At 58.9% G+C, this 22,247-nt stretch carries 16 protein-coding genes and 1 pseudogene; 8 read left to right on the top strand and 9 right to left on the bottom strand.

Annotation, left to right across the window (positions count from 1 at the left end; translation table 11 throughout):
- The first annotated feature begins 49 nt into the window (after positions 1 to 49).
- Positions 50 to 967, top strand: a complete 918-nt coding sequence (gene metR, locus AABM52_RS05470; protein WP_007985733.1) for a transcriptional regulator MetR — start codon at positions 50 to 52, stop codon at positions 965 to 967.
- A gap of 121 nt (positions 968 to 1,088) precedes the next feature.
- Here the strand turns inward: metR and AABM52_RS05465 are convergent, their stop codons facing one another.
- The 3 genes from AABM52_RS05465 to AABM52_RS05455 are packed head-to-tail and all read right to left on the bottom strand — an operon-like array spanning position 1,089 to position 2,694.
- Positions 1,089 to 1,586 (bottom strand): GNAT family N-acetyltransferase, encoded by a 498-nt coding sequence (locus AABM52_RS05465; protein ID WP_347910842.1) that lies wholly within the window; start codon positions 1,584 to 1,586, stop codon positions 1,089 to 1,091.
- Between the two features lie 2 nt (positions 1,587 to 1,588).
- Positions 1,589 to 2,227 (bottom strand): LysE family translocator, encoded by a 639-nt coding sequence (locus tag AABM52_RS05460; RefSeq protein ID WP_347910841.1) that lies wholly within the window; start codon positions 2,225 to 2,227, stop codon positions 1,589 to 1,591.
- A gap of 23 nt (positions 2,228 to 2,250) precedes the next feature.
- Complete coding sequence (locus AABM52_RS05455; RefSeq protein WP_347910840.1) at positions 2,251 to 2,694, bottom strand: NUDIX domain-containing protein; 444 nt, start codon at positions 2,692 to 2,694, stop codon at positions 2,251 to 2,253.
- Between the two features lie 178 nt (positions 2,695 to 2,872).
- Between AABM52_RS05455 and AABM52_RS05450 the strand changes: the two genes are divergently transcribed.
- Positions 2,873 to 3,340, top strand: a complete 468-nt coding sequence (locus AABM52_RS05450) for a hypothetical protein (protein ID WP_347910839.1) — start codon at positions 2,873 to 2,875, stop codon at positions 3,338 to 3,340.
- Between the two features lie 76 nt (positions 3,341 to 3,416).
- Here the strand turns inward: AABM52_RS05450 and AABM52_RS05445 are convergent.
- Both AABM52_RS05445 and AABM52_RS05440 read right to left on the bottom strand, forming a co-directional pair.
- Positions 3,417 to 3,593, bottom strand: a pseudogene (locus AABM52_RS05445) (amino acid permease); the annotation flags it as partial.
- 207 nt (positions 3,594 to 3,800) lie between these two features.
- A complete protein-coding gene (locus AABM52_RS05440; protein WP_347910838.1) occupies positions 3,801 to 4,622 on the bottom strand; it encodes a carbon-nitrogen hydrolase family protein in 822 nt (273 codons plus the stop codon).
- Positions 4,623 to 4,746: 124 nt separating this feature from the next.
- Between AABM52_RS05440 and AABM52_RS05435 the strand changes: the two genes are divergently transcribed.
- Both AABM52_RS05435 and AABM52_RS05430 read left to right on the top strand, forming a co-directional pair.
- Positions 4,747 to 5,547: a LuxR C-terminal-related transcriptional regulator gene (locus AABM52_RS05435; protein ID WP_347910837.1), complete on the top strand. Its 801-nt coding sequence runs from the start codon at positions 4,747 to 4,749 to the stop codon at positions 5,545 to 5,547.
- Positions 5,548 to 5,650: 103 nt separating this feature from the next.
- Complete coding sequence (locus tag AABM52_RS05430; RefSeq protein ID WP_347910836.1) at positions 5,651 to 7,270, top strand: FMN-binding glutamate synthase family protein; 1,620 nt, start codon at positions 5,651 to 5,653, stop codon at positions 7,268 to 7,270.
- Positions 7,271 to 7,297: 27 nt separating this feature from the next.
- Here the strand turns inward: AABM52_RS05430 and AABM52_RS05425 are convergent, their stop codons facing one another.
- The 3 genes from AABM52_RS05425 to AABM52_RS05415 are packed head-to-tail and all read right to left on the bottom strand — an operon-like array spanning position 7,298 to position 10,120.
- Positions 7,298 to 8,806 (bottom strand): glucosyltransferase domain-containing protein, encoded by a 1,509-nt coding sequence (locus AABM52_RS05425; protein WP_347910835.1) that lies wholly within the window; start codon positions 8,804 to 8,806, stop codon positions 7,298 to 7,300.
- Between the two features lies 1 nt (position 8,807).
- Positions 8,808 to 9,749 (bottom strand): glycosyltransferase family 2 protein, encoded by a 942-nt coding sequence (locus AABM52_RS05420; protein WP_347910834.1) that lies wholly within the window; start codon positions 9,747 to 9,749, stop codon positions 8,808 to 8,810.
- A complete protein-coding gene (locus AABM52_RS05415) occupies positions 9,746 to 10,120 on the bottom strand; it encodes a GtrA family protein (RefSeq protein ID WP_347910833.1) in 375 nt (124 codons plus the stop codon). Before AABM52_RS05415 ends, AABM52_RS05420 begins: the two co-directional genes overlap by 4 nt.
- A 243-nt stretch (positions 10,121 to 10,363) precedes the next feature.
- Here AABM52_RS05415 and AABM52_RS05410 point away from each other — a divergent pair, with 243 nt between their 5' ends.
- Positions 10,364 to 11,497 (top strand): OpgC domain-containing protein, encoded by a 1,134-nt coding sequence (locus AABM52_RS05410; RefSeq protein WP_347910832.1) that lies wholly within the window; start codon positions 10,364 to 10,366, stop codon positions 11,495 to 11,497.
- Between the two features lie 65 nt (positions 11,498 to 11,562).
- On the opposite strand, the gene AABM52_RS05405 is transcribed toward AABM52_RS05410, so the two are convergent.
- Positions 11,563 to 12,984: an amino acid permease gene (locus AABM52_RS05405; RefSeq protein WP_347910831.1), complete on the bottom strand. Its 1,422-nt coding sequence runs from the start codon at positions 12,982 to 12,984 to the stop codon at positions 11,563 to 11,565.
- A 520-nt stretch (positions 12,985 to 13,504) separates the two neighbouring features.
- Here AABM52_RS05405 and AABM52_RS05400 point away from each other — a divergent pair.
- From AABM52_RS05400 to AABM52_RS05390, 3 genes are all read left to right on the top strand, one after another.
- Positions 13,505 to 13,963: a transposase gene (locus AABM52_RS05400; RefSeq protein ID WP_347910830.1), complete on the top strand. Its 459-nt coding sequence runs from the start codon at positions 13,505 to 13,507 to the stop codon at positions 13,961 to 13,963.
- Between the two features lie 291 nt (positions 13,964 to 14,254).
- On the top strand, positions 14,255 to 17,368 hold the full coding sequence (locus AABM52_RS05395; RefSeq protein WP_347910829.1) for a transglycosylase domain-containing protein: 3,114 nt from the start codon (positions 14,255 to 14,257) through the stop codon (positions 17,366 to 17,368).
- Between the two features lie 171 nt (positions 17,369 to 17,539).
- A complete protein-coding gene (locus AABM52_RS05390) occupies positions 17,540 to 22,195 on the top strand; it encodes an NEL-type E3 ubiquitin ligase domain-containing protein (protein ID WP_347910828.1) in 4,656 nt (1,551 codons plus the stop codon).
- Positions 22,196 to 22,247 lie beyond the last annotated feature (52 nt).

The following is a 22,247-nucleotide window of genomic DNA, read 5'->3' as shown; positions in this document are numbered from 1 at the left end:
AAACTCAATCTTTTCGATTTATCGACAAGTTTTCCTCATGGAGCCCCCGGTGCTTGAAATCCGTCACCTCAAGACCCTGCACGCCTTGCGCGAAGCCGACAGCCTGGTGGATGCGGCCGATCGCCTGCACCTGACCCAGTCAGCCCTGTCCCACCAGTTCAAGGAGCTGGAGGAGCGCATGGGCATGCCGCTGTTCGTGCGCAAGACCAAACCGGTGCGCTTCACCAGCGCCGGTCTGCGCCTGCTGCAACTGGCCGACGCCACCCTGCCGCTGCTGCGCGCCGCCGAGCGCGACATCAGTCGTCTGGCCGGGGGCACCGCCGGTCGCCTGCACATGGCCATCGAATGCCACAGTTGCTTCCAGTGGCTGATGCCGACCATCGACCAGTTCCGCGACGCCTGGCCGGAAGTCGAGCTGGACCTGGCTTCGGGGTTCTCCTTCGCCCCGCTGCCGGCCCTGGCCCGTGGCGACCTGGACCTGGTGGTGACCTCCGATCCGGTGGACCTGGCAGGGATCACCTATGTACCGCTGTTCACTTATGAAGCGATGCTCGCGGTGGCCAACCAGCACCGCCTGGCCAGCAAGGCCTATATCGTCCCCGAAGACCTGCTCCCGGAAACCTTGATCACCTACCCGGTAGAACGGGACCGGCTGGACATCTTCACCCGCTTCCTCGAACCCGCCGACATCGAACCGGCCCAGGTCCGCACCTCGGAGCTGACGGTGATGATGATGCAACTTGTGGCCAGCGGTCGCGGCGTGTGCGGCATGCCCCATTGGGCACTGCACGAATACAGCTCGCGGGGTTACGTGAAAGCCAAGCGGCTGGGTGAGAAAGGTTTGTTCGCCACACTGTATGCGGCGATCCGCGCCGACATGCTTGATGCGCCGTACATGCGCGACTTCCTGCTGACGGCCAAGGACACGTCGTTTTCGACATTGGATGGGGTTAGCGCAGTTCGATAGAACAACAAAAATCCCTGTAGGAGTGAGCCTGCTCGCGATAGCGGTCTGACATTCAATATCTGCATTGACTGACACGCCGCCATCGCGAGCAGGCTCGCTCCTACATGGATCTTGGTGATCCTTATATTTCGCGCCACATATGGATCTTGTCGAAATAGTCCTCACCCACCCGCACCGCCATCGGCTCAAGCCCGAACTGGACGAAACCGCAGCGCTGGTAGAGGTTGAACGCGGCATCATTACCGGCGGTGACGGTCAACTGGATCAGGCGCAAACCTCCATGGTTCTGCGCCTCGGCCAATGCAGCCTGGACCAGTTGATGGCCAAGCCCGCGCTGGCGGACCGTCGGTGAAACATACATGCCAAACAGCGTCACCTTGTGCCGGGCCTTTTCCCGAGACTCGAACGCAAGGCCGACGATGCCGGCCAACCGGCCTTCTTCGAACGCCCCGAGCACCACGTCCAGCTTGCCGGTCAGCCGCGACTCCCACCAGCCCAGCGGCATCGCCGCCCGCTCACGCACGCTCGAGGTAAAGGCCTGCGGGTGCAGGTCGTAGGCTTCGAGCATCAGCGCCCGGTAGTCCAGGGCATGGCTGGCATCCAGTCGTTCGATCCACATCCTCAGGCCATCCGTTTTTGCTCAAGCATCAGGCGCAGCGCCAGCGCCGACAACACGAAGCCCATGAAATAGCGCTGCATCGCCAGCCAGCTCGGATTGTTGACGAACCACGAGGCGATACCCGCGGCAAACATGGCGATCAGCAGGTTGATGCAGAAACTGACGCTGATCTGGGTCAGGCCGAGGATGATGCTCTGGCTGAACACCGAACCGTGCTCCGGCGTGATGAACTGCGGAAACACCGACAGATAGAACACCGCGATTTTCGGGTTCAGGGCGCTGGTCAGAAAGCCCATGGTGACCAGTTTTCGCGACGAATCCGGGGGCAACTGCTGTGCCTCGAACGGCGAACGCGCACCGGGTTTGACTGCCTGCCAGGCCAGCCACAACAGGTACAGCGCACCGGCCCACTTCAACACCTCATAGGCCATCGGCACCGCCAGGAACACCGCGGTCAAACCGGCGGCGGCAGCAAACAGGTGCACGAAAAAACCCGCAACCACCCCAAGCAGCGAAATCACCCCGGCCTTGCGCCCCTGGCAGATCGAACGGGAGATCAGGTAGATCATGTTCGGCCCCGGCGTCAGTACCATCAACAACGCGGCAGCGGTAAAAATCAGCAGGTCTTGAAGCGGGATCATGGGCGAGGTCCTTTGCGTGATGATCAGGCGATCGCGGTCAGCGATGCTCGATAAAACGGCAGGATCAGGTCCCGTGTCAATGGCGCCAGGCTGACACCGCCATCGGTGACCGGGTCGATCCAGATCACTTCTTCGATCTCTGCCTCCGGGGTGACATCCGAATCAATATTCAGCTGAAAAAGCTCGGCGTGTACGACAAAGCCCGGCTCGTTGGCGGCCGGTGCCGAGAAGTGACCGAGGTAAACCGCCTGCGCCGGGTCGATGTCCAGCCCCAACTCTTCTTCCAGCTCCCGGGCCAGGGCGTGAACCGGCAATTCATGGGGCTCGATCTTGCCGCCCGGCTGCATGAACGCCGTGGTGCCGCGCTTGCGCACCAGCAACGTGCGGCCGTCTGGGCCGATCAACAGGGCAGCGGCGATGCGGATGAACCTGGAATGATTGAGTGAAAAATCAGTAGAAGAAGGCATCGCTGACTATAGGTCCATGTTGAGGGACGCACAGAATCCCACGCCTTCAAAACTCGGCCAAGGGTGAATCCAGAACTATCCGCCAACAAGCCCGGAAATTTCCCACGAACGACTTTGGTAGCGTGTTCTGCCGAACTTCACCGGTCAATCGCCCTCCACCGTCACTGGAACGCCTCGCATGTCTGACATTTCAACATTGAAAGAAAAAATCAACACCAGGACGTTTCCTCTCCTTCTACTGGGACTCTTGACTGGTGGGCTCTATATAAATGTCTGGATGTACAAAACCTTCACGGCACTTGAGGAGGTCACACACATCAAGACGATGAGCCCGGCTTTATTTGTCTTCTACCTGATCATCATTGGTTCTATCGGAACTCTCGGCTCGGTACCTCACTACTATGCATTCGCCCTTATAGGTGTTCTGTTCATACTATATTTACTGCTGACCCTGCTCTGGTGTTTCCGTGTACGAAGGGTGTTAAGGGCATATACCTTGGCTGAACACAACTTCGAACTGCGCATGAACCTAGTCTATACCGGGCTTTTCACCTTTTACTACGTCAACTACTGCATCAACGCCCTTCCCCGTGACAAGCAAAAACACGAAGAAAAAAAACAGCAAAAACAACCTATCCAGGCTTGAAACGAAAAAGGCGAACACCTTTGAAGGTGTTCGCCTTTTTGCTTTACGCAACGCAATCAGCTTGGAGCCAGTTCGCTTAAGCAGCTTCCTGGAAATCCATCTCCGGCGGCTGCCGATGGAACCCGCCGGTCAACTCCGCCAGGTACACCACGCCGATCGCCAGCCAGCTCAACCCCAGATAAACCGCTAGATGATCAAGGCTGACCATCAGCCACAAATCCGCTGCCAGGCCGATGAACGGGAACAGCACGAATTCGCGCTCATCGCCTGCATGCGGATCTTACTGATTAGACTGAATGCCATGTTGCGGGACGGCACCGAATGGCGGTGACGAGTGGCTTGGTGAAGACAGTTGCTCCCACAGGTTTTTTGTCGATCACAAAATCTGAATCCACCGGAAACCCCCTGTGGGAGCGAGCTTGCTCGCGAAGGCGTCAGCCCAGCCAACACGGAATCCGGATCAGCGCGCAGGAATCAGCAGCTCCCGCAGCCCATCCGCCTGCTCAACCACCTCCCCCGGCAACCTCAGCCGCTGATCATCCAGATAGCGATAATCCTGGCGCGCCGCCGTCAGCTGGTTCAGGTCCAGCTCGACCGCAAACTGCCCTTCCTTGCGTCCGGCTTCGAACAACAAGGTGCCCAGCGGATCGACCAATGCGCTGCCGCCGGCAAACAACAAACCACCGTCGCCCTCTTCCACCCGGTTGACCATCAGCGCAAACGCCTGGTTTTCCTGGGCGCGGGCCATGATGGCGGTGCGGTGGGTCGGGCCGTACGGGTCCATGTTGCCGTTGGTGACGATCAACAGTTCGGCCCCCAGTTGCGCCAGGGCGCGGGCGCTTTCGGGGAATTCGATGTCGTAGCAGATCAGCAGGCCCACGCGCAGGCCGTTCCACAGGCAGGTGGCGTAGCGATCGCCCGCTTCGTAGACACCGCGATCCGAGGCCCACAAGTGAGTCTTGCGGTACTTCAGCGCGATGCCTTCAGGGGTGATCAGCAGCGTGGTGTTGTAGAAGCGGCCGTTGTCGTTCTCGGCCATGCCGATGGCCACGGCGATATTGCGCTGGCGGGCGGCGGCGATCACCGCACTGACGGACGGGCCGTCCAGCGCCTCGGCCACCTCGGCCACGGACTCCGCCGAAGGGAAGCCCATCAAGTGGCCTTCGGGGAACAGGATCAGCTGCGTATCGACAGCGCACGCAGCCATCGCCGCCAGGGTGCGTTCGAGGTTGTAGGCCGTGTCGTTGTCACGGCCTGCCAATTGGGCGAGTTCGACCTTCATGGGTATTCCTTGTTATGGGCCGGGCCGCAGAAAGATTGCCCGGTCGGTGTCTGTGCGCCAGTATGCGCAGCAAGCAACCGGGCGGGGAATTACGCCGCTGGGGTAACACGATAGGGGTAGATGCATGACACTCTCGTTGGACGACATCGCCTGGCACCGCTCGGTGGGGCAACTGATCGACGCCCTGGACAAGCCCAATTTCTGGACCCAGCTGGTACGCCTACTGGACCAGTACGTGCCCTTCGACAGCTGGGTGGCGCTGCTTTTCAGCGCCGATCAGCGCCCGCAGGTGTTCGCCGAATGCCCCGGCGAAGACGGCAGCCCTGACCAGTTGTTCCAGGATTACCTGCGCGGCCTGTACCTGCTCGACCCCTTCTACATCGCCTGCCGCGAGCAGTCGCGCACCGGGCTGTATCGCCTGTCGGAAGTGGCCCCGGAGCATTTCGAGCTGACCGAGTATTACCAGCGCTACTTTCGTCTGAATGTGGTGGCCGATGAAATCCAGTTCAATTGCCAGCTCGAAGGCGATCGCACGCTGTGCCTGTCCCTAGGCAGCACGCAGCGCTTCAGCGGCCAGCAGATCGCCTTGTTGTCGTTGATCCAGCCGTGGGTGCTCGGTTTGTTGCGCCAGCGTCTACCCTATGAAATCAACGAAGTCGTGGCCCTGGCCCCCGCACCGCCGCAAGCTGATTGGCGGGTACAACTGGAGGCCTCGGTGCAGCAGCTCAAAGGCGCGCAGTTGACCGTCCGGGAGCTGGATGTCGGGCGCTTGATGCTCAGCGGTTGCTCCAGTACAGAAATCGCCCGTAAGCTGGAAATCTCGGTCGAAACCGTGAAAGTCCACAAGAAACACATGTACAGCAAGCTGGGGATCAAATCCCAGTCCGAGCTGTTTTCGATTTTTCTCCAGGCACAAAATGCCTGAAAAGATCGCAGCCTTCGGCAGCTCCTACATGGATCGCATTCCCCTGTAGGAGCTGCCGAAGGCTGCGATCTTTAAAACTCGAGTCCGAACCCAAGGAAACCGTATGAGCCTGTCACTCCTGAGCCGCTACGCCTTCTTTGCCGTCTGCGTGATCTTCACCCTCGCCAGCCTGCCTTTTCTTGACTATGACTGGCTCTGGCCGATCACCGCCGTCACCGCTGTCCTCAGCCTGATCGGCTTGTTCGATCTGCTGCAAAGCCCCCACGCGGTGCGCCGCAACTACCCGATCCTCGGCAATATCCGCTATCTGGTCGAAGGCATCCGCCCGGAAATCCGCCAGTACCTGCTCGAGTCCGACAGCGACGCCCTGCCCTTCTCCCGGGCCCAGCGCTCGCTGGTCTACTCCCGGGCCAAGAACGAAAGCGCCGACAAACCCTTCGGCACGCTGATTGACGTGTACCAGTCGGGTTTCGAATTCATCGGCCACTCCATGCGCCCCGCGCCCTTGAGCGACCCGAGCAGTTTCCGCGTCACCGTCGGCGGTCCGCAGTGCACCCAGCCGTATTCGGCGTCGGTGTTCAATATCTCGGCCATGAGTTTCGGCTCCCTCAGCGCCAACGCCATCCGTGCCTTGAACCAGGGCGCCAAGCTCGGCAACTTCGCCCATGACACCGGTGAAGGCAGCATCAGCCCCTATCACCGGGAAAACGGCGGCGACCTGACCTGGGAACTGGGCAGCGGCTACTTCGGCTGCCGCACCAGCGACGGCCGTTTCGACCCGGAACGCTTCGCGGCGCAAGCCCGGACGCCGCAGGTGCGGATGATCGAAATCAAGATGAGCCAGGGCGCCAAGCCCGGCCACGGCGGTATCCTGCCCAAACACAAGGTCACCAAAGAAATCGCCGAAACCCGCGGCATCCCGATGGGCGAGGATTGCGTGTCTCCGTCGCGCCACACTGCGTTTTCCACCCCCATTGAAATGATGCATTTTATCGCGCAACTGCGTGAGTTGTCCGGCGGTAAACCGGTGGGCTTCAAATTCTGCCTCGGCCACCCGTGGGAGTTCATGGGCATCGCCAAGGCCATGCTGGAGACGGGCATCCTCCCGGACTTCATCGTCGTTGACGGCAAGGAAGGCGGCACTGGCGCCGCGCCCGTGGAGTTCACCGACCACATCGGTGTGCCGATGCGCGAGGGCCTGCTGTTCGTGCACAACACCCTGGTGGGCCTGAACCTGCGGGACAAGATCAAGCTCGGCGCCAGCGGCAAGATCGTCAGCGCCTTCGACATCGCCAGCGTGCTGGCCATCGGCGCCGACTGGGCCAACTCGGCGCGCGGCTTCATGTTCGCCATCGGCTGCATCCAGTCGCAGAGCTGCCACACCAACAAATGCCCGACCGGCGTCGCCACCCAGGACACCCTGCGCCAGCGCGCGCTGGTGGTGCCGGACAAGGCCCAGCGCGTATTCAACTTTCACCGCAACACCCTCAAGGCCCTGGCGGAAATGCTCGCCGCCGCCGGCCTCGAACATCCATCGCAATTGTCCGCCAAGCACCTGGTGCGACGCATGTCGGCGACCGAGATCAAGCTGTTCTCGCAGCTGCATGTGTTCCTCAAACCCGGCGAGTTGCTGACCGGCGAAGTGAACGGCGAGTTCTACTCGCGGATGTGGCAGATGGCACGGGCCGACAGTTTCGAGCCCAATGACATAGCGGCGGCATGACCTCGCCACCCCGATCAAAATCGCGCGTCACCAGCGCAGGGTTTTGCTCGGGGTCGGTTCCTTCATCACGATGAAACCGTAATCACCGATCAGGTAAATCCGGTAGTACTGGCTGTCCACCAGCGCCGGATAACCCTGATAACCCACCCGCGTCGCGTTACGCCGCTCCCGCTCCGCCACCACATTGGTGATCCCCGCTTTCGGCAGATTCTCGGCCAGCATGTAAAAGTCGGTATTGAACAGGTAGTGCAGCACCGGCAGCTGCTTGAACGAACCCGCTGCCGCCAGCAACCAGTAGTCGGAATAACTCACCGACATATAGATCCGCTTGGCCTCGCGCAGTGCCTGACGACTGGCGATGTCGTACGCAAGGCTGGCCAATGCCGTGGACGCGAAGGTTTTCTGCACCGTCAGCACCCGGCCATAGGCGAACGACAGCGACAACATGGCCAGCAGGGGAATCATCAACAACAGCGGCAAGCGCTCATGGATCGACGCCAGCGCCAGATGGCCCAGGTAGAACAGCAACACCAGCAACACGGCGAAGCCCATCAAGGTGCGGGCGCCTTCGTTGAAGTCGCGGAAAAACAGCGCGACACCGGACACCAGCAGCGTCACCACCGGCAATGTCAGTAAACACATCAGACCAATCAACAGCTTCTTCGGTCCGCTGTCCTGGCGCACCGCTACGTTCAGTCCCAACCGCACTGCCCCGGCTATCGCGAGCAACAGCAACCCGCCGAACACCCAGAGCCATCCGCCATGGAACAGCAGCACGACTTTTTCCAGGACCCGGGCAATGTTGATCTGGATCTGCAATGAAGGATGCGCCGTCCAATTGAGCAACGATGTGCGATTGGAGTCCATGAACGGACCCGCACTGACGCTGTAGATCAGCCCGCCGAGGATGACCTGTGCGGCTTTCCAGCCCAGCAAGTCGCGCCATGGCACCGGGGCCGTTTTATCGTTGGCGGCCCTGAGCAACTCCAGGCAACACAGGCCCAGGAACACATTCAGGCTGATCTGATACAACCCCAGCGCCAGTGCAATCAGGAACGCCGGCACCAGCCATTGCACGCTGCGCCAAGGGTGACGAAAGGTAATGGCGTAGATCACCGCCACCAGGCTCAGGGCCGTGGCGGGACCGTCGTATTGATAGGACAGGTTTTGCAGGAAGAACGGGTTGTACCAGAGCGGCAACAGCACCAGGCAACAAGCGACGGTGGGCTGGCGAAAGTAATGAAACGTCAGGCTGGTCAGCGCCGACGCCATGGCCAGCGTGGCGATCAACAAGGGCAAGGGAAAGATGTTCGGCGCGGCATGACTGAAGGTCAGCGCGTTGTAGAACAGTTGGGCGAAGAGCCGGCCCTGTTCGGCCCAGGCCATACCCGCTGCCAGCGAGCGCCAGTTGTCATCGATGTAGGGATAATCCGCAAGGATCAACGGCAGGACATACACCAGGGTGGCGAACAGAAAAAACCGCCAGACCTGATGCCGGCTGAGCTCACGAACGAAGAAGTCGCTGAACCGCCCCATGCTAACGCTCACCCCGGTCTTTACCGCCGACGATGTCCTTGATCACATAGCGCGGCCGATGCTTGGCCTCGATGTAGATGCGACCGATGTACTCGCCGAGGATGCCGATGCCGATCAGTTGCACGCCGCCGAGAAACAGGATCGCGGTCATCAGCGACGGATAACCGGGGACGCTGTTGCCGAAGAAAATCTTGTCCAGCACCATGTACACCGCATAGAGCACCGCGAAAATCGAAATGCCACCACCGACGTAAGTCCACAAGCGCAGCGGCACAGTGCTGAACGAGGTCACGCCTTCCAGGGCCAGGTTCCACAGCTTCCAGCCATTGAACTTGCTGTTGCCCGCCACCCTTCCTGCCCGCTCGAACTCCACCACCACGGTGTTGAACCCGGCCCACGACAGCACGCCTTTCATGAACAACTGGTGCTCGGGCAGGGAACGGATCACGTCGACCACCTTGCGATCCATCAGTCGGAAGTCCCCGACGTTTTCCTCGATGCGGGTGTAGGCGATGCGATTGAGCACATGGTAGAAAATCGACGCACTGTGGCGCCTGAGGTAACCGTCGGCAGCCCGGCTGCGGCGCTTGGCGAGCACCACGTCGGCACCCTTTTGCCATTGCTCGATCAACAACGGAATGACGTTGATCGGGTCCTGCAGGTCGACATCCATCGGGATCACGGCATCGCCGCTGGCGTGCTCCAGGCCGGCAAACAGTGCCGGTTCCTTGCCGAAGTTGCGGGAGAAATTGATCAGCATGACCTGATCGTCCGCCTGAGCCAGAGCCATAGCCTGTTCGGCCGTGCGGTCGGAGCTGCCGTCGTTGATGAACACGATCTCGACTTCGGTGCCGCTGAGCCTCAACTCCCGTCGCACCGCCTGATAAAACAGGTTGATGGACTGTTCTTCGTTGAACACCGGGACAATGAGCGAGATTTTCATTGATCACGCTCGCGAAACACCACGTATTTGGAATACAGGAAACCGAACACCAGGCTCAACGCCGAAAACAGGACCACCGTGAGCAAGCCGTGCAATCGCCAGACGTCGCCCAGATGGCCGACCCCCAGGCTCAATGCCCCCATGCCCAAAAGAAACAGCAGATAACCTGCGACCGTGGCGCTGGCGGCGAAGGTAAATTGCGCGTTCATGTAGAAGGAAAACGACGCAGCCACGCAAAACGCGGACAGGTTGCTGATCGCCTGGCTGAGGCCGGCCGCCACGCTCAACAGGAAAAAGATCTGCCAGTGAATCAGGGTGTTGGCGACCCCGATCACCGTGTAACTGGACAGCCCTTTCCACAACAGTCTCATGGACGGCTCCCGTTTCAAGAACGATGCACTCATTAACATTGGAGCCTGTCTGCTGTCAGAAATCGCAGGTTTTTGGACCTTTCAGACCAGCGGTTGAGCCTTGGGGCAACGCCCGAGACATCCGGTAATATCCCGACTTTGCAATTGCCCGCGAATCAGTCCACCCTGCGCGCCGCCGATCGGGCGCGTGGCCTTTGCGCCCGCGGCCAATCCCATTTTTCCCGCTGTTACGAGCCTGCTGTCATGACGTTAGCGCGCGATCACCGGATCGACTTCTTTCGTGGCCTGGCACTGATCTTCATCTTTTGGGATCACGTGCCCCACAACCCCTTGGGGCAAATCACCCTGCGTAACTTCGGTTTCAGCGATGCGGCCGAGGTCTTCGTGTTTCTGGCCGGTTTCGCGTCCGTTTTGGCATACGGCAAAGTCCTGGCGCGCGAAGGTTTTCTGATCGCCTGCGTGAAAATCCTGCGCCGGGCGTGGGTGCTCTACGTGGTGCACATCTTCCTGCTGGCGATGCTGATGGGCATTGTGTTTTTCGCCAACAGCCACGTGGAAACACGGGATCTGGTGGAGGAAATGGGCATGCATCACTTCATCAGCAACCCGCAGCAGGCGCTGATCGATGAACTGCTGTTGCGCTTCAAGCCGAACCTGATGGACCCGCTGCCGCTGTACATCGTGCTGTTGGCAGGCTTGCCCCTGGTGCTGCCGCTGCTGGTGCGCAAGGCCTGGGTGGTGGTCGCGATGTCGTTGGCGCTGTACCTGATGGTGCCGCTGGCTGGCTGGAACCTGGCAGCCATCAAGGACGGCGTGTGGTATTTCAACCCGGTTGCCTGGCAGTTGCTGTTCGTACTCGGCGGTGCCGCTGCGATTCACAGCCAGCGCCCGCGCCAGCCAGAAACCCGCCCATTGGTTCGCCAGCCGCTGTTTGTCAGTGCGGCGCTGTATGTAGTGGCCGCCGGTGTGTTGACCGTTCTGTGGCGTTGGTCGGAGATACACGATGCCGTGGTGCCGGCGAGCCTGCAAAACGTCCTGTACCCCATCAGCAAGACCGACCTGTCCCCCGTGCGCCTGCTGCATTTCCTCGCACTGGCCTACGTCACGGCGAAACTGATTCCCGACAGCGGATGGACGCAAAACTGGCTCGCGCAGCAAAGTTGCCGCATGGGCCGTTTCTCGCTGGAGATTTTCTGTCTGGGTGTGTTGCTTGCGCCCTTGGCGGATATGGTCAATGCGCTGACCGACGATGCGTTTGCCATGCAGATCTTCACAGCGCTGGTGGGTGCCGGGTTGATGGCACTGCTGGGGGCGTGGCTTGAGTTCAACAAGCGTTTGAACCAGACAATCAAAAGATCGCAGCCTGCGATCCATTGATCTTCAAAACCAAAAAAAGCCCCGATCAGTTACGACCGGGGCTTTTTCATTTCAAGCGTTGGCGCTTACGAAACCGAACGCGCCGCACCTTGCGAAACATTCGTCGGTTGCAGCTTGAACACGTAGAACAACACCGTCAGCAGCACCAGGAACGCAGGGCCCACATACAGCGCCACGCGGGTGTCCGGGAAGTACGCCATCAGGCCGACTACCAGCACCAGGAACGCCAGCGCCAGGTACGAGCTGATCGGGTACAGCCACATGCGGTATTTCAGGCCTGCCGCTTCGCTGGCGCTCAGGCCTTTGCGGAATTTCAACTGGGCCAGCAGGATCATCGCCCAGGTCCAGATCGCGCCGAAGGTGGCAATCGCCGTCACCCAGACAAACACTTTTTCCGGCACCAGATAGTTGAGCAACACGCCCAGCAGCAACGCACCAATCGACAGCAGCAATGCACGACGCGGCACGCCGTTGTTCGAGGTCTTGGCAAAGCCGGCCGGGGCCTGGCCGTTCTGCGCCAGGCTGTAGAGCATGCGCCCGGTACTGAAGATGCCGCCGTTGCAGGACGACAGCGCCGCGGTGATCACCACGAAGTTGATGATGCCCGCCGCGGTCTTGATGCCCAGGCGCTCGAAGGTCATCACGAACGGGCTGCCCTGGGTGCCGATTTCGTTCCACGGGTAGATCGACAGGATCACGAACAACGCACCGACGTAGAACAGCAGAATCCGCCAGAACACCGAGCCGATGGCATTGGGGATGGTCTTTTGCGGGTTCTTCGCTTCACCGGCGGTCAGGCCGATCATCTCCACGCCCAGGTAGGCAAACATCACCATTTGCAGGGACATCAATACGCCTTGCACGCCGTTGGGCATGAAGCCGCCGTGGGTCCACAGATTGGAAATACCCAACGCCACACCGTCGTTGCCGAAACCGAAGGCGATGATGCCGATGCCGCCGAACACCATCGCGATGATGGTGACGATCTTGATCAGGGCAAACCAGAACTCGAACTCACCGAAAGCCTTGACCGCGATCAGGTTGATCGAGCCCATGCTGATAAGCGCAGCGAGCGCCCAGATCCAGCGTGGCACATCGGGGAACCAGATGCCCATGTAGACCGCCACGGCCGTGATTTCCGCGACGCAGGTCACCAGCCACAGGAACCAGTAGTTCCAGCCGGTCAGGAAGCCTGCCAGCGGGCCGAGGTAGTCCTGGGCGTAACGGCTGAACGAGCCGGCAACCGGGTTGTGCACGGCCATCTCGCCGAGGGCGCGCATGATCACCAGGATCGCCAGACCGCCAATGATGTAAGAAAGCATGATGGCCGGGCCGGCCATTTCGATGGCCTTGGCTGAACCCAGGAACAGGCCGACGCCGATACAGGCACCGAGTGCCATCAGGCGGATATGCCGCTCGCCGAGTTCACGTTTAAGCGGACCGCCCTGAGCGGTCTCGCCGTGTGGCAGGTGATTGCCTACGGGCATGGGGGACATCCTCGTCTTGTTATTGGATATGACCACGGAGTAGCGAAGCGCTGACCGATAAGCCATTGCTTCCCGAACCGGTTCTGCTTCGTGGGCAGAACCGTCTTGTAGGAAAAACCCGCAAGATCAGTGGGAAAAACGGCGCCGAGTATTGCACAACAATGGTGCATCGTCATGCCCCTGCCAAAGTCGTACTTGCCCTATAAAAGGCTCTAATCCGGCCATTACAGACCGCCACCGCGCTTCAGCCGCAGCAGCACCTGTAGCGAGGGGGCTCGCCCCCGTTGCGCTGCGAAGCGGCGCTAAAAACTGCGACTGGTGATTGTCTGACACACCGTGTTTATCTGTTTTGCGACTGCTTCGCAGCCGAACGGGGGCAAGCCCCCTCGCCACAACAGCCTTCTCATGCCGTCATTCCTTCACAGGTATCAGAGCTTTCACTCAACACATGCAGATCTGCCCGAGACAAGCGGGTACTAGCCTTGAATGTGTAATTAATAACCTCAAGGGAAGCAATGGAATGCCATCTCAACCCAACTCCCACCGCTTGCGTCTAGGCCGATATTCCGAGTGTGGCCGGGCATATCTCATCACCGCTGTTGTCCATGATCGCCAACCGCTCTTTTCGGATTGGCATTTGGGACGCTTACTTGTTGCAGAACTGCGCCGAGCTGATGAAACCAACGTAGTGAACTCCATCGCATGGGTGGTCATGCCCGATCACTTTCATTGGTTGATGCAGTTGGAAGAAGACAATCTTGGGCGTGTCATCGGAGCCATCAAGTCACGCTGCACCCGTGAAGTGAACGAAATCACCGGCCGCCATGGCCCGCTCTGGCAAACCGGCTACCACGACCGGGCCATCCGCGACGGAGAAGATCTTCTACCGTTCGCTCGCTACATCGTTGCCAATCCACTTAGGGCGGGGCTTGTGGATAAAATTGGCGACTACCCGCTCTGGGATGCGTGCTGGCTGTAAACAGACGCCCGTATACCAAGCACTTTGTGGCGAGGGGGCTTGCCCCCGTTGGACTGCGAAGCAGGCCCCTCGATCAGGCAACCACTGTTGTATCAGACACACCGCAAATACCGGATTTACGACTGCTTCGCAGCCGAACGGGGGCAAGCCCCCTCGCCACAATGGCTCCATCCGGCCCAATTATTGGTGTGTCCGTGCATCATTTTGCCCTTCACATTTTCTTCCCCCCCGCCAACCACCGTCTAAGCTTCATTCAAGTCCGATCAATCTGCGTGAATGGATCAGTCGACTATGGGCGCTTTGTGGCAAACCGATTCGAGTAAAGCCGTGGTTCCGAATGAACGAGAGGATGAAGCGCCTACACCTGAAAAACCCCGTCGCTCCAGGCACGGATGGGGAGCGTTCTGGCTATTGCTTTTGATAATCGCGGTTGTCGTGGGGCTGGCGGCGACGAGGGAAATGCGTACCTCGAAGTTCCAGGCCCGGGAAGTCAGCAAATACGCCGCGTCCCTGAGCTATGAGCTCAAACCCGGCCCCAGCGATGCGATTCGCTATCCGGGGGACGGTCCGTTCGATCGGCGCCTGGGCTACAGCTCGCTGGATGAGTTCCTGCCGCGCCTGATCAAGCGCGATTTCGTCGTCGAGGCGCAAACCCGCTTTTCCCCGGCGCTGTTGAAGTACAGCGACAAGGGCCTGTTCGTGCCTTATACCGAGAAAATCCAGGCCGGTCTGTCGATCACCGATTGCCGTGCAGCGCCGCTGTACCAGTACAACTATCCACAGCAGCTTTATTCAACATTTGCCTCGATCCCGCCGGTGGTGGTCAACAGCCTGCTGTTCATCGAAAACCGCTTCCTGCTGGATCCAAAACAACCGCTGGCCAACCCGGCGGTAGACTGGCCGCGGTTTGGCATGGCGGCGTGGTCCCAGGTGGCCAAGATATTGCACGTGCCCGGCCAATCCGCCGGTGGCAGTACCCTGGCCACACAGTTGGAGAAGTACCGGCATTCCCCCGATGGTTTGACGGTCAATGGTGCGGAAAAGATTCGCCAGATGATTTCAGCTACCGTGCGTGCCTACCAGGCCGGGCCACAAACCCTCGAAGCCCGGCAGAATGTGGTGCGCGACTACCTCAACAGCGTGCCGCTGTCGGCCGTACCGGGCCATGGTGAAGTGCATGGCATGGCAGAAGGGTTGCGCGTGTGGTACGGCTCCGACTTCAATCAGGCCAACGAAGCGCTGTCCAGCACCGCGACGGATCCAAAAACCATGGCGGAAAAAGGCCTGGCCCTGCGCGAAATGCTGTCGCTGATGATTGCCCAACGCCGCCCCTCGCACTACCTGACCAAGGGTCACGATGAACTGGCCGACCTCACCGACAGCCATATTCGCCTGCTGGCGCAAAACAATGTGATCGACGCCGAGTTCGCCGCCGCCGCCCTGGCCAGCAAAGTGACCTACCGCGACTGGGCCACCCAGCCGACCATTCAACCGATTGAAACCAACAAGGGCATCAGCGTCGCGCGCAGCCGTTTGGCCGGGATGCTCAATCGTCCGCTGTATGACCTCGACCGCCTCGACCTCTCCGCCACCAGCACCCTGCAAGGCGAGTTGCAAAGCGAGGCCACCGCGTACCTGAAAAAACTCGCCGACCCTGAGTTTGCCACGCAAATCGGCCTGATCGGCGAACGCCTCCTGACCACCACCAGCACCACCCAGGTGCGCTACAGCTTCACCTTGTTCGAACTGACCCCGGACGGCTCCCGGGTTCGGGTACAGACCGACAGCACCGACCAGCCCTTCGACATCAACGAAGGCAGCAAGCTGGAACTGGGCTCCACCGCGAAAATGCGCGTGCTGACCACCTACCTGCAAATCATCGCCGAGCTGCACGACAAATATGCCGGCATGACCGTTCCGGAACTGAAGAAAGTCGACGTACCGGATCAGGACCGCCTGAGCCGCTGGGCCGTCGATTACCTGATCGAGAACAAGGACCGCGACCTGCAGAAAATGCTCGGCGCAGCCCTGGACCGCAAATACTCCGCCAGCCCCGGCGAGGCGTTTTTCACCGGGGGCGGTTTGCATGTGTTCCACAACTTCCGCAAGGAAGACAACGGCCGGATACCGGCCCTGCGCGATGCCCTGCGCGAGTCGATCAACCTGCCGTTCATTCGCTTGATGCGCGATCTGGTGCGCTACACCATCTACTCCGGCCCCAACAGCAGTGCCGAACTGCTCAAGGACGACAGCGACCCGCGGCGCCAGGAATACCTGGCCGAATTCGCCGACCGCGAGGGCACTTCGTTCCTGCTCAAGTTCTGGAAGAGGTACAAGAACAAAGACACCCAGGACCGCCTCGACACCTTCCTCGACAGCATGCGCCCGACCCCGATCCGCATGGCCGCCGTACACCGCTACCTACTACCGCAGGCCAGCCAGGAAAGCTTCAACACCTTCGTACGCTCGCACCTCACGGGCGCCAAGCTCACGGAGAAACTGACCGACGAACGTCTTGTACGGCTCTACGAGGCTTACGGCCCCGGCTCCTATGACTTGCCCGACCAGGGCTTCATCGCCAAGGTCCACCCGCTGGACCTGTGGCTGATGGGCTACCTGCTCAATCACCCCGACGCCAAGTGGAGCGAGATCGTCAAAGCCAGCCAGTTCGAGCGCCAGGAAGTCTACAGCTGGCTGTTCAAAAGCCGGCACAAGGGCGCCCGCGACAGTCGCATCCGCACCATGCTGGAGATCGAAGCGTTCCTCGACATCCACCAGCGCTGGCAGAAAGTCGGCTATCCGTTCGACCACCTGGTGCCGTCGCTGGCCACCGCCATCGGCAGCTCCGGTGACCGCCCCGCCGCCCTGGCCGAATTGATCGGCACCATCCTCAACGATGGCGTGCGCATGCCAACCCTGCGCATCGACAGCCTGCATTTCGCTGCGAACACGCCCTATGAAACGCAACTGATCAATGACCCGGACGTCGGCAAACGGGTGATGCCATCCGAGGTGGCGACCGCCATGCGCGAAGCCCTTTCACAAGTGGTGGATGCCGGTACGGCCAAACGCGTGGCTGGCAGTTTCAAACTGCCGGATGGCAGCCCGCTGGCCATGGGCGGCAAGACCGGTACCGGTGACAACCGCATCGAAGCCATCGGTTCCGGCGGACGGATCCTGAGTTCGAAATCGCTCAACCGCACGGCCACCTTCGTGTTCTACATCGGCGATACCCACTTCGGCACCCTGACCGCGTACGTGCCGGGCCGCTCGGCGGAAAGCTTCACCTTCACCTCGGCGTTACCGGTGCAGGTGCTCAAGGGCATGGCACCGATTCTGACGCCGTACCTGCAACCGGGCACCCACACGATGTGCAGGCCAACCCAGGCGACGGCTGTGCGCTAACCAGTACCAGAACCGGGACCGGGGTGGTGGTAACTATTTATTTTTCACTCTTTGATTTTTGGAGGAACGGGGCAAAAAAGACATCCTTTCAAACCAGTTTTTGAGCTTTTTTTCGGGGGCCATGCGTACCTAGTCTGTCCGTTCCATTATTGATCAACGGACGATCAGAAAATGCCCAACCCCGATAAAACTCCAGACTCACTCGCCAATGAGCTGGCCGATAAAAGTATCCATTTTGAACGGGTCAAACAGGCTATCCCTTACTGGCTGAAAGAGACTTCCATCGCTCGTGTCGATGAACTGAAAGCCGACCGGGTGATCCTTCCAGCCCCGCTACGGGAAGCCACCCGGGCGCTGCAGCAACGACTGAAGAATGACATCAGGCTCAGCTGGACTGCGCAAAACCAGGTAGATCGCGCACTGAGCGAACTGCAGGATGTCTACGGGTTTGCCCGGCCCATCCTGCAACAGGCGCTGAAGGACCGCTTCGGCGTCGACGACGATGTCGAGCAGACCTGGCTGCGATTGTATGCACCGGTGAAAACATCCTGGTGGGTGCATGACTTTTCAGGCGGAGTCACCAGCCGAACCGTCTCGCTGCTGGACGCCGCCCTGCATAACTTTTCGCTCGACGAGTCATTTAGCCAAGACTCCGAGTTCATCACCCGCCCCGACGCTCGCGGGCATTTCGGGGTCAAACACCTCAAGCACAAGCTGAGCATCGATCAGTTCAAATCACTGTGCCGCGAACTGAACATCGGTGCCAGATACCAACAGCATCTGAACGATTTTTTGCTGTCGACCAACAGAGTGGCGAGCAATTACCTGCGTTACACCGTCATTCGCAGTCAGAAAAGCGCGTTGAACGTTGCGGCACAAATGGCCCTGATGAAAAAGGACATCGACCAGGAGGCCTATGACGTCGTGCAAAGCATGCTCGACGATCGCTCAAAAATGCAATGGCGCGGGCAGCCCGTCGGCTATTACAACCTGTCGATGATGGACACGCGGCTGGTTGGGATTGTGCTGATCGCCCCTGATGTATACACCTCCACAAGTACCGTCCCGGTCCTGGCGTATGTTCCCCATGACCCGGAGCACCCGCTCAAGCTGTACCCGTCGACGCTCGATTTCATGGCGCAACTGACACGCCAGCTGCGCGATGGCGCCTCCAGCAAAAGTTATCAACAGTACTTCAGCCAGTTCGTGCCCCATCAGCAACGCGGACAGTTCTTTGCCGGACTGAATGACCGCCTGAGCACAATCACCTGGCAGCAGGCTCCACCTGGTTCCAACTTGCCCAGTTGGCGCGAAACACCCGTGGCCAACCCCGACTTGAAGTTCAGCCTGTCGAGCGTCAGGACCGACCGAGAGACTGTGTTCAAGAATGATCTTTGGGGCTACTACTACCGCCAGAAGCTCAACAAGATTCTCAACGACGGGCGGGAAATCGCGATTTCCACCGAGTACGCCGACCGCATGGCGCGTTGGGCGTGGTGGGATAACCTGGAAAAAATGCTGTCGGACATTCTCAACGTCGCGCTGCTGGTGGCCACGCCGCTTGTCCCCGGTCTGGGCGAACTGATGCTGGCCTACACCGCCTGGCAACTGACCGATGAAGTGGTCGAGGGTATCGTCGACCTGGCCGAAGGTCATTTTGCCGAGGCGGCAGAACAGACCATCAGCGTGCTGGAAAGCGTCGTCCAGTTGGGCGCATTTGCGGCAGGCGGCGCAATCGGCAATGTCGCGCGAGCAAAGCTCTCGCCGTTCTTCGAAAGTCTGAAACCGGTGCAGTTGGCAAACGGTGAGACACGGCTGTGGAACCCTGACCTCAGCCCTTATCAACGAACCGACGTGGTTTTGCCGGCGGATGCACGGCCTGATCGACAGGGTTTTCACCAGCATCGCGGCCGGCGAATTTTGCGCCTGAACAATCAACACTTCGAAGTGCTGGACGACCCCGTTTCCGGGCAACAGCGCATTCGCCATCCGCAGCGATTCGATGCCTATGCGCCGACCCTGCGACACAACGGCCAGGGTGCCTGGATCTGCGAAACGGAGAACCCGCGCGAGTGGGAAGGCACGACCCTGATGCGTCGCCTGGGCCATACGACCGATGCCTTCAGCGACACACAACTGGAGCAGATCCGTCAGATCAGCGGTACTGAAGAGGCCGAACTGCGCAAGATGCACATCGAGCACGCCCCGCCGCCGCCTTTGCTGACCGATACCCTGCAGCGCCTGGGGGCACCGGTGAATCCACCTGCCGTGTTATCTCCCGAGATCACCCTACTGTTCAGCGACTTCCCCGATCTGCCTGCCCGAATTGTGGAAAACATCATGGCGGGCGCAACCCCCTCGGAGCTTCAACATATTGAGCGAAAGCTTCGACTCCCCTTGCGTCTCAAAACCCAGGCACGAGAGCTCCAGTTCGAAGTGCAATCGGTCCGTGCAGCCCAAGGTCTGTACCTCGACGCACTGAGCAATATCGACACCGAACGCTTGGCATTGGGAGCGTTGCGATTCAATACAGATATGTTTGGCGACCTGCGCATAGAAATCCGTCAGGGAACACTCGATGGCGAACTTCGTTGCAGTGCCGGGCCCGAGGACGCAACGCAGGTTCGGGTACTGATTCGAGACAATTCGGGGAAGTATCAGGTGCGCGATGCCTCGAATCAGCCTATCCACAATGCTGATGTCTTTTTTGAAGCACTGCTGCATGCCATGGGGAACGAAGGTAAAAAAGCGTTGGGGTACAAACCGGGCGATGCCAGGTTTTTCAGGCAGTGGGTCATTGCCAAGTCAGCGCCGCCTAGCGAACGCAGAACTGTTCTCGCCACGCCCCCCATCCGACCGGTTGTCGAGCATGAAACGATGCTGTTGGTTCGTGGTGGTAGCCTCAGTAAGGAAGGAAAAACACTGCACGAACGAATTCAGGATCTTCATCCGCACTTCAGTGAAGCCGAGGTTGAGGTATTTGCTCAGGCCTTGAACACCAGAGGTGAGCCGCTCAGGGCGATGGACGAGCAAGAAAAGGATCTCGCAGAGTTGCGGGAAATACTCAATCACTGGGAGCGCCAGCAACCTTACAGTTCGGTTTCGGACAACCGCGGGTTCCTTGGCGGTGGTGGAAGGCACATAGTCGAACGGCTCATCGACTGTTACGAGCGGAAAAATACCGTGCTCGGTACCCGCACCGATCCGTACTCCTACTCTCTCGATCTCTCTAGAGAGTTAATACCACTGGATCTGGAAACCTGGTGGTCAAAACGTCCAAAATTAAAAAAGTATCTCGACAAAGTCACCGTGCTTAAACTCGATAACACAAGGTTTTCCAGCGAGTTATACGGGGTGCTGAAGGACTTTCCAAACCTGCGGGAGCTCAATGCCAACCACTGCGAACTGACTCGCCTGCCAGATAGCATCGGTGCCATGCATCGCCTGGAATGTCTGCGAATGAGTTCAAACGCTATTACCTTGGACCCTCCCGCTGTCGAGAAACTGAGGAATCTGACTTATCTGGAAACTCTGGAACTGGATGACAATCCACTAACCCTGCTGCCGGATATTGGGCGCATGCCCCGGCTGAACACTGTCGGTTTGAGGAACACCGGTATTACTGCTTGGCCCACTGGCACGTTTACCAGACGCAGACCTCAGGAGTTTGTTTTGGACATGCGTGGCAATCCTATCAATCTAATACCAGAAGTGATTCATCAATCGCCAAATGCATGGGTGGTAGGTCAAACACGTCTCGATATCGAGAACTTATCGGTTTCAGACCGCCTCAGGTTTAATCAGATACGTCAGTGGTTAGGTCTTCCCAATGAGATAGGTGCATCGCCTGTTATCGATATGCCGCCGACCATATCGATATGGACCGGTGCTCCCGACGTGAGACCTGAACGCATCCAACATTGGGAGGAGCTGAAACACGAGCCCGACTCAGGACCTTTTTTGTCTTTCGTTAACGGGGCAGAGGGTTTTGCTGATTATCGTGCTGGAGGCGAATCTCGGACACAGCTACTGGATCGCCTGTGGCGCATGCTTGATGCCGTCTACATCGACACCCAGCTTAGGGAAAAGCTATTCACAATGGCAAAGGATCCAGTGAGATGTGCTGATGCAGGTGCGCAGTTATTCAACAATATGGGGATTGAGGTACTCGCCTTTGAGGCGCACGCCTACTCTACTGATCCAGAGATACTTGAAAATAAATTAGTGATGCTAGCCAAAGGTTCCGCGCGACTGGAACTGGTAAACGATATCGCCCGGGCCGATTTGAGTAGCCGTGAAGGCAACCCTGACGAAGTGGAAGTCTACCTGGCTTATCAGACGGGCTTGGCTGAACGTTTGGGCCTGCCTTGGCAATCCGAATCCATGCTTTACCGGCCGGTGTCCGGCGTCACCGATGACATGATCGATAACGCGTACGACACGGTGCTATCCATGGAAAAGGATGACGGCCTGGTTAACAGAATGCTTGAGCTGGACTTCTGGGAGCGCTTTCTTCGTGAAACATACCCCTCGCAGTTCGAAGAAAACAAACAGCTCTATCTGAGTAAATCAGAGCGGATCGATACGTTACTAAGCACCCAGCTTGAGTGGGTCTATTCGACGCAATTGACGAAAATCCAACGCATGGGCTTGCGAAACAAACTAATAGAACTCATGAACGATTTTTCGATTCAGGAAGATGTAGTGTTTTCCGGAATTCCAATAAGTGAGGACATCTATAATCGGCTGCTCATCAACTTGGGAGACGAAGAAAAAGAACTAGCAAGACGTTTGACTCGAGAAGCCATGACAAGAGCCAACATTTAAACGATCAATAACTGATACCGCCCCTGAAGAACTCATAAAATAAGCCTTCAGG

The sequence above is a fragment of the Pseudomonas grandcourensis genome, assembly GCF_039909015.1.
GTDB classification, from domain to species: domain Bacteria; phylum Pseudomonadota; class Gammaproteobacteria; order Pseudomonadales; family Pseudomonadaceae; genus Aquipseudomonas; species Aquipseudomonas grandcourensis.
Note: the sequence above shows the minus strand (reverse complement) of the source record. Positions and strands in the feature narration are given on the sequence as shown.

Coding starts and splice junctions, on each gene's coding strand:
- AABM52_RS05465 (WP_347910842.1), bottom strand. CDS start 1,586: ATGTGGATCGAACGACTGGATGCCAGCCATGCCCTGGACTACCGGGCG.
- AABM52_RS05460 (WP_347910841.1), bottom strand. CDS start 2,227: ATGATCCCGCTTCAAGACCTGCTGATTTTTACCGCTGCCGCGTTGTTG.
- AABM52_RS05455 (WP_347910840.1), bottom strand. CDS start 2,694: ATGCCTTCTTCTACTGATTTTTCACTCAATCATTCCAGGTTCATCCGC.
- AABM52_RS05450 (WP_347910839.1), top strand. CDS start 2,873: ATGTCTGACATTTCAACATTGAAAGAAAAAATCAACACCAGGACGTTT.
- AABM52_RS05440 (WP_347910838.1), bottom strand. CDS start 4,622: ATGAAGGTCGAACTCGCCCAATTGGCAGGCCGTGACAACGACACGGCC.
- AABM52_RS05435 (WP_347910837.1), top strand. CDS start 4,747: ATGACACTCTCGTTGGACGACATCGCCTGGCACCGCTCGGTGGGGCAA.
- AABM52_RS05430 (WP_347910836.1), top strand. CDS start 5,651: ATGAGCCTGTCACTCCTGAGCCGCTACGCCTTCTTTGCCGTCTGCGTG.
- AABM52_RS05425 (WP_347910835.1), bottom strand. CDS start 8,806: ATGGGGCGGTTCAGCGACTTCTTCGTTCGTGAGCTCAGCCGGCATCAG.
- AABM52_RS05420 (WP_347910834.1), bottom strand. CDS start 9,749: ATGAAAATCTCGCTCATTGTCCCGGTGTTCAACGAAGAACAGTCCATC.
- AABM52_RS05415 (WP_347910833.1), bottom strand. CDS start 10,120: ATGAGACTGTTGTGGAAAGGGCTGTCCAGTTACACGGTGATCGGGGTC.
- AABM52_RS05410 (WP_347910832.1), top strand. CDS start 10,364: ATGACGTTAGCGCGCGATCACCGGATCGACTTCTTTCGTGGCCTGGCA.
- AABM52_RS05405 (WP_347910831.1), bottom strand. CDS start 12,984: ATGCCCGTAGGCAATCACCTGCCACACGGCGAGACCGCTCAGGGCGGT.
- AABM52_RS05400 (WP_347910830.1), top strand. CDS start 13,505: ATGCCATCTCAACCCAACTCCCACCGCTTGCGTCTAGGCCGATATTCC.
- AABM52_RS05395 (WP_347910829.1), top strand. CDS start 14,255: ATGGGCGCTTTGTGGCAAACCGATTCGAGTAAAGCCGTGGTTCCGAAT.
- AABM52_RS05390 (WP_347910828.1), top strand. CDS start 17,540: ATGCCCAACCCCGATAAAACTCCAGACTCACTCGCCAATGAGCTGGCC.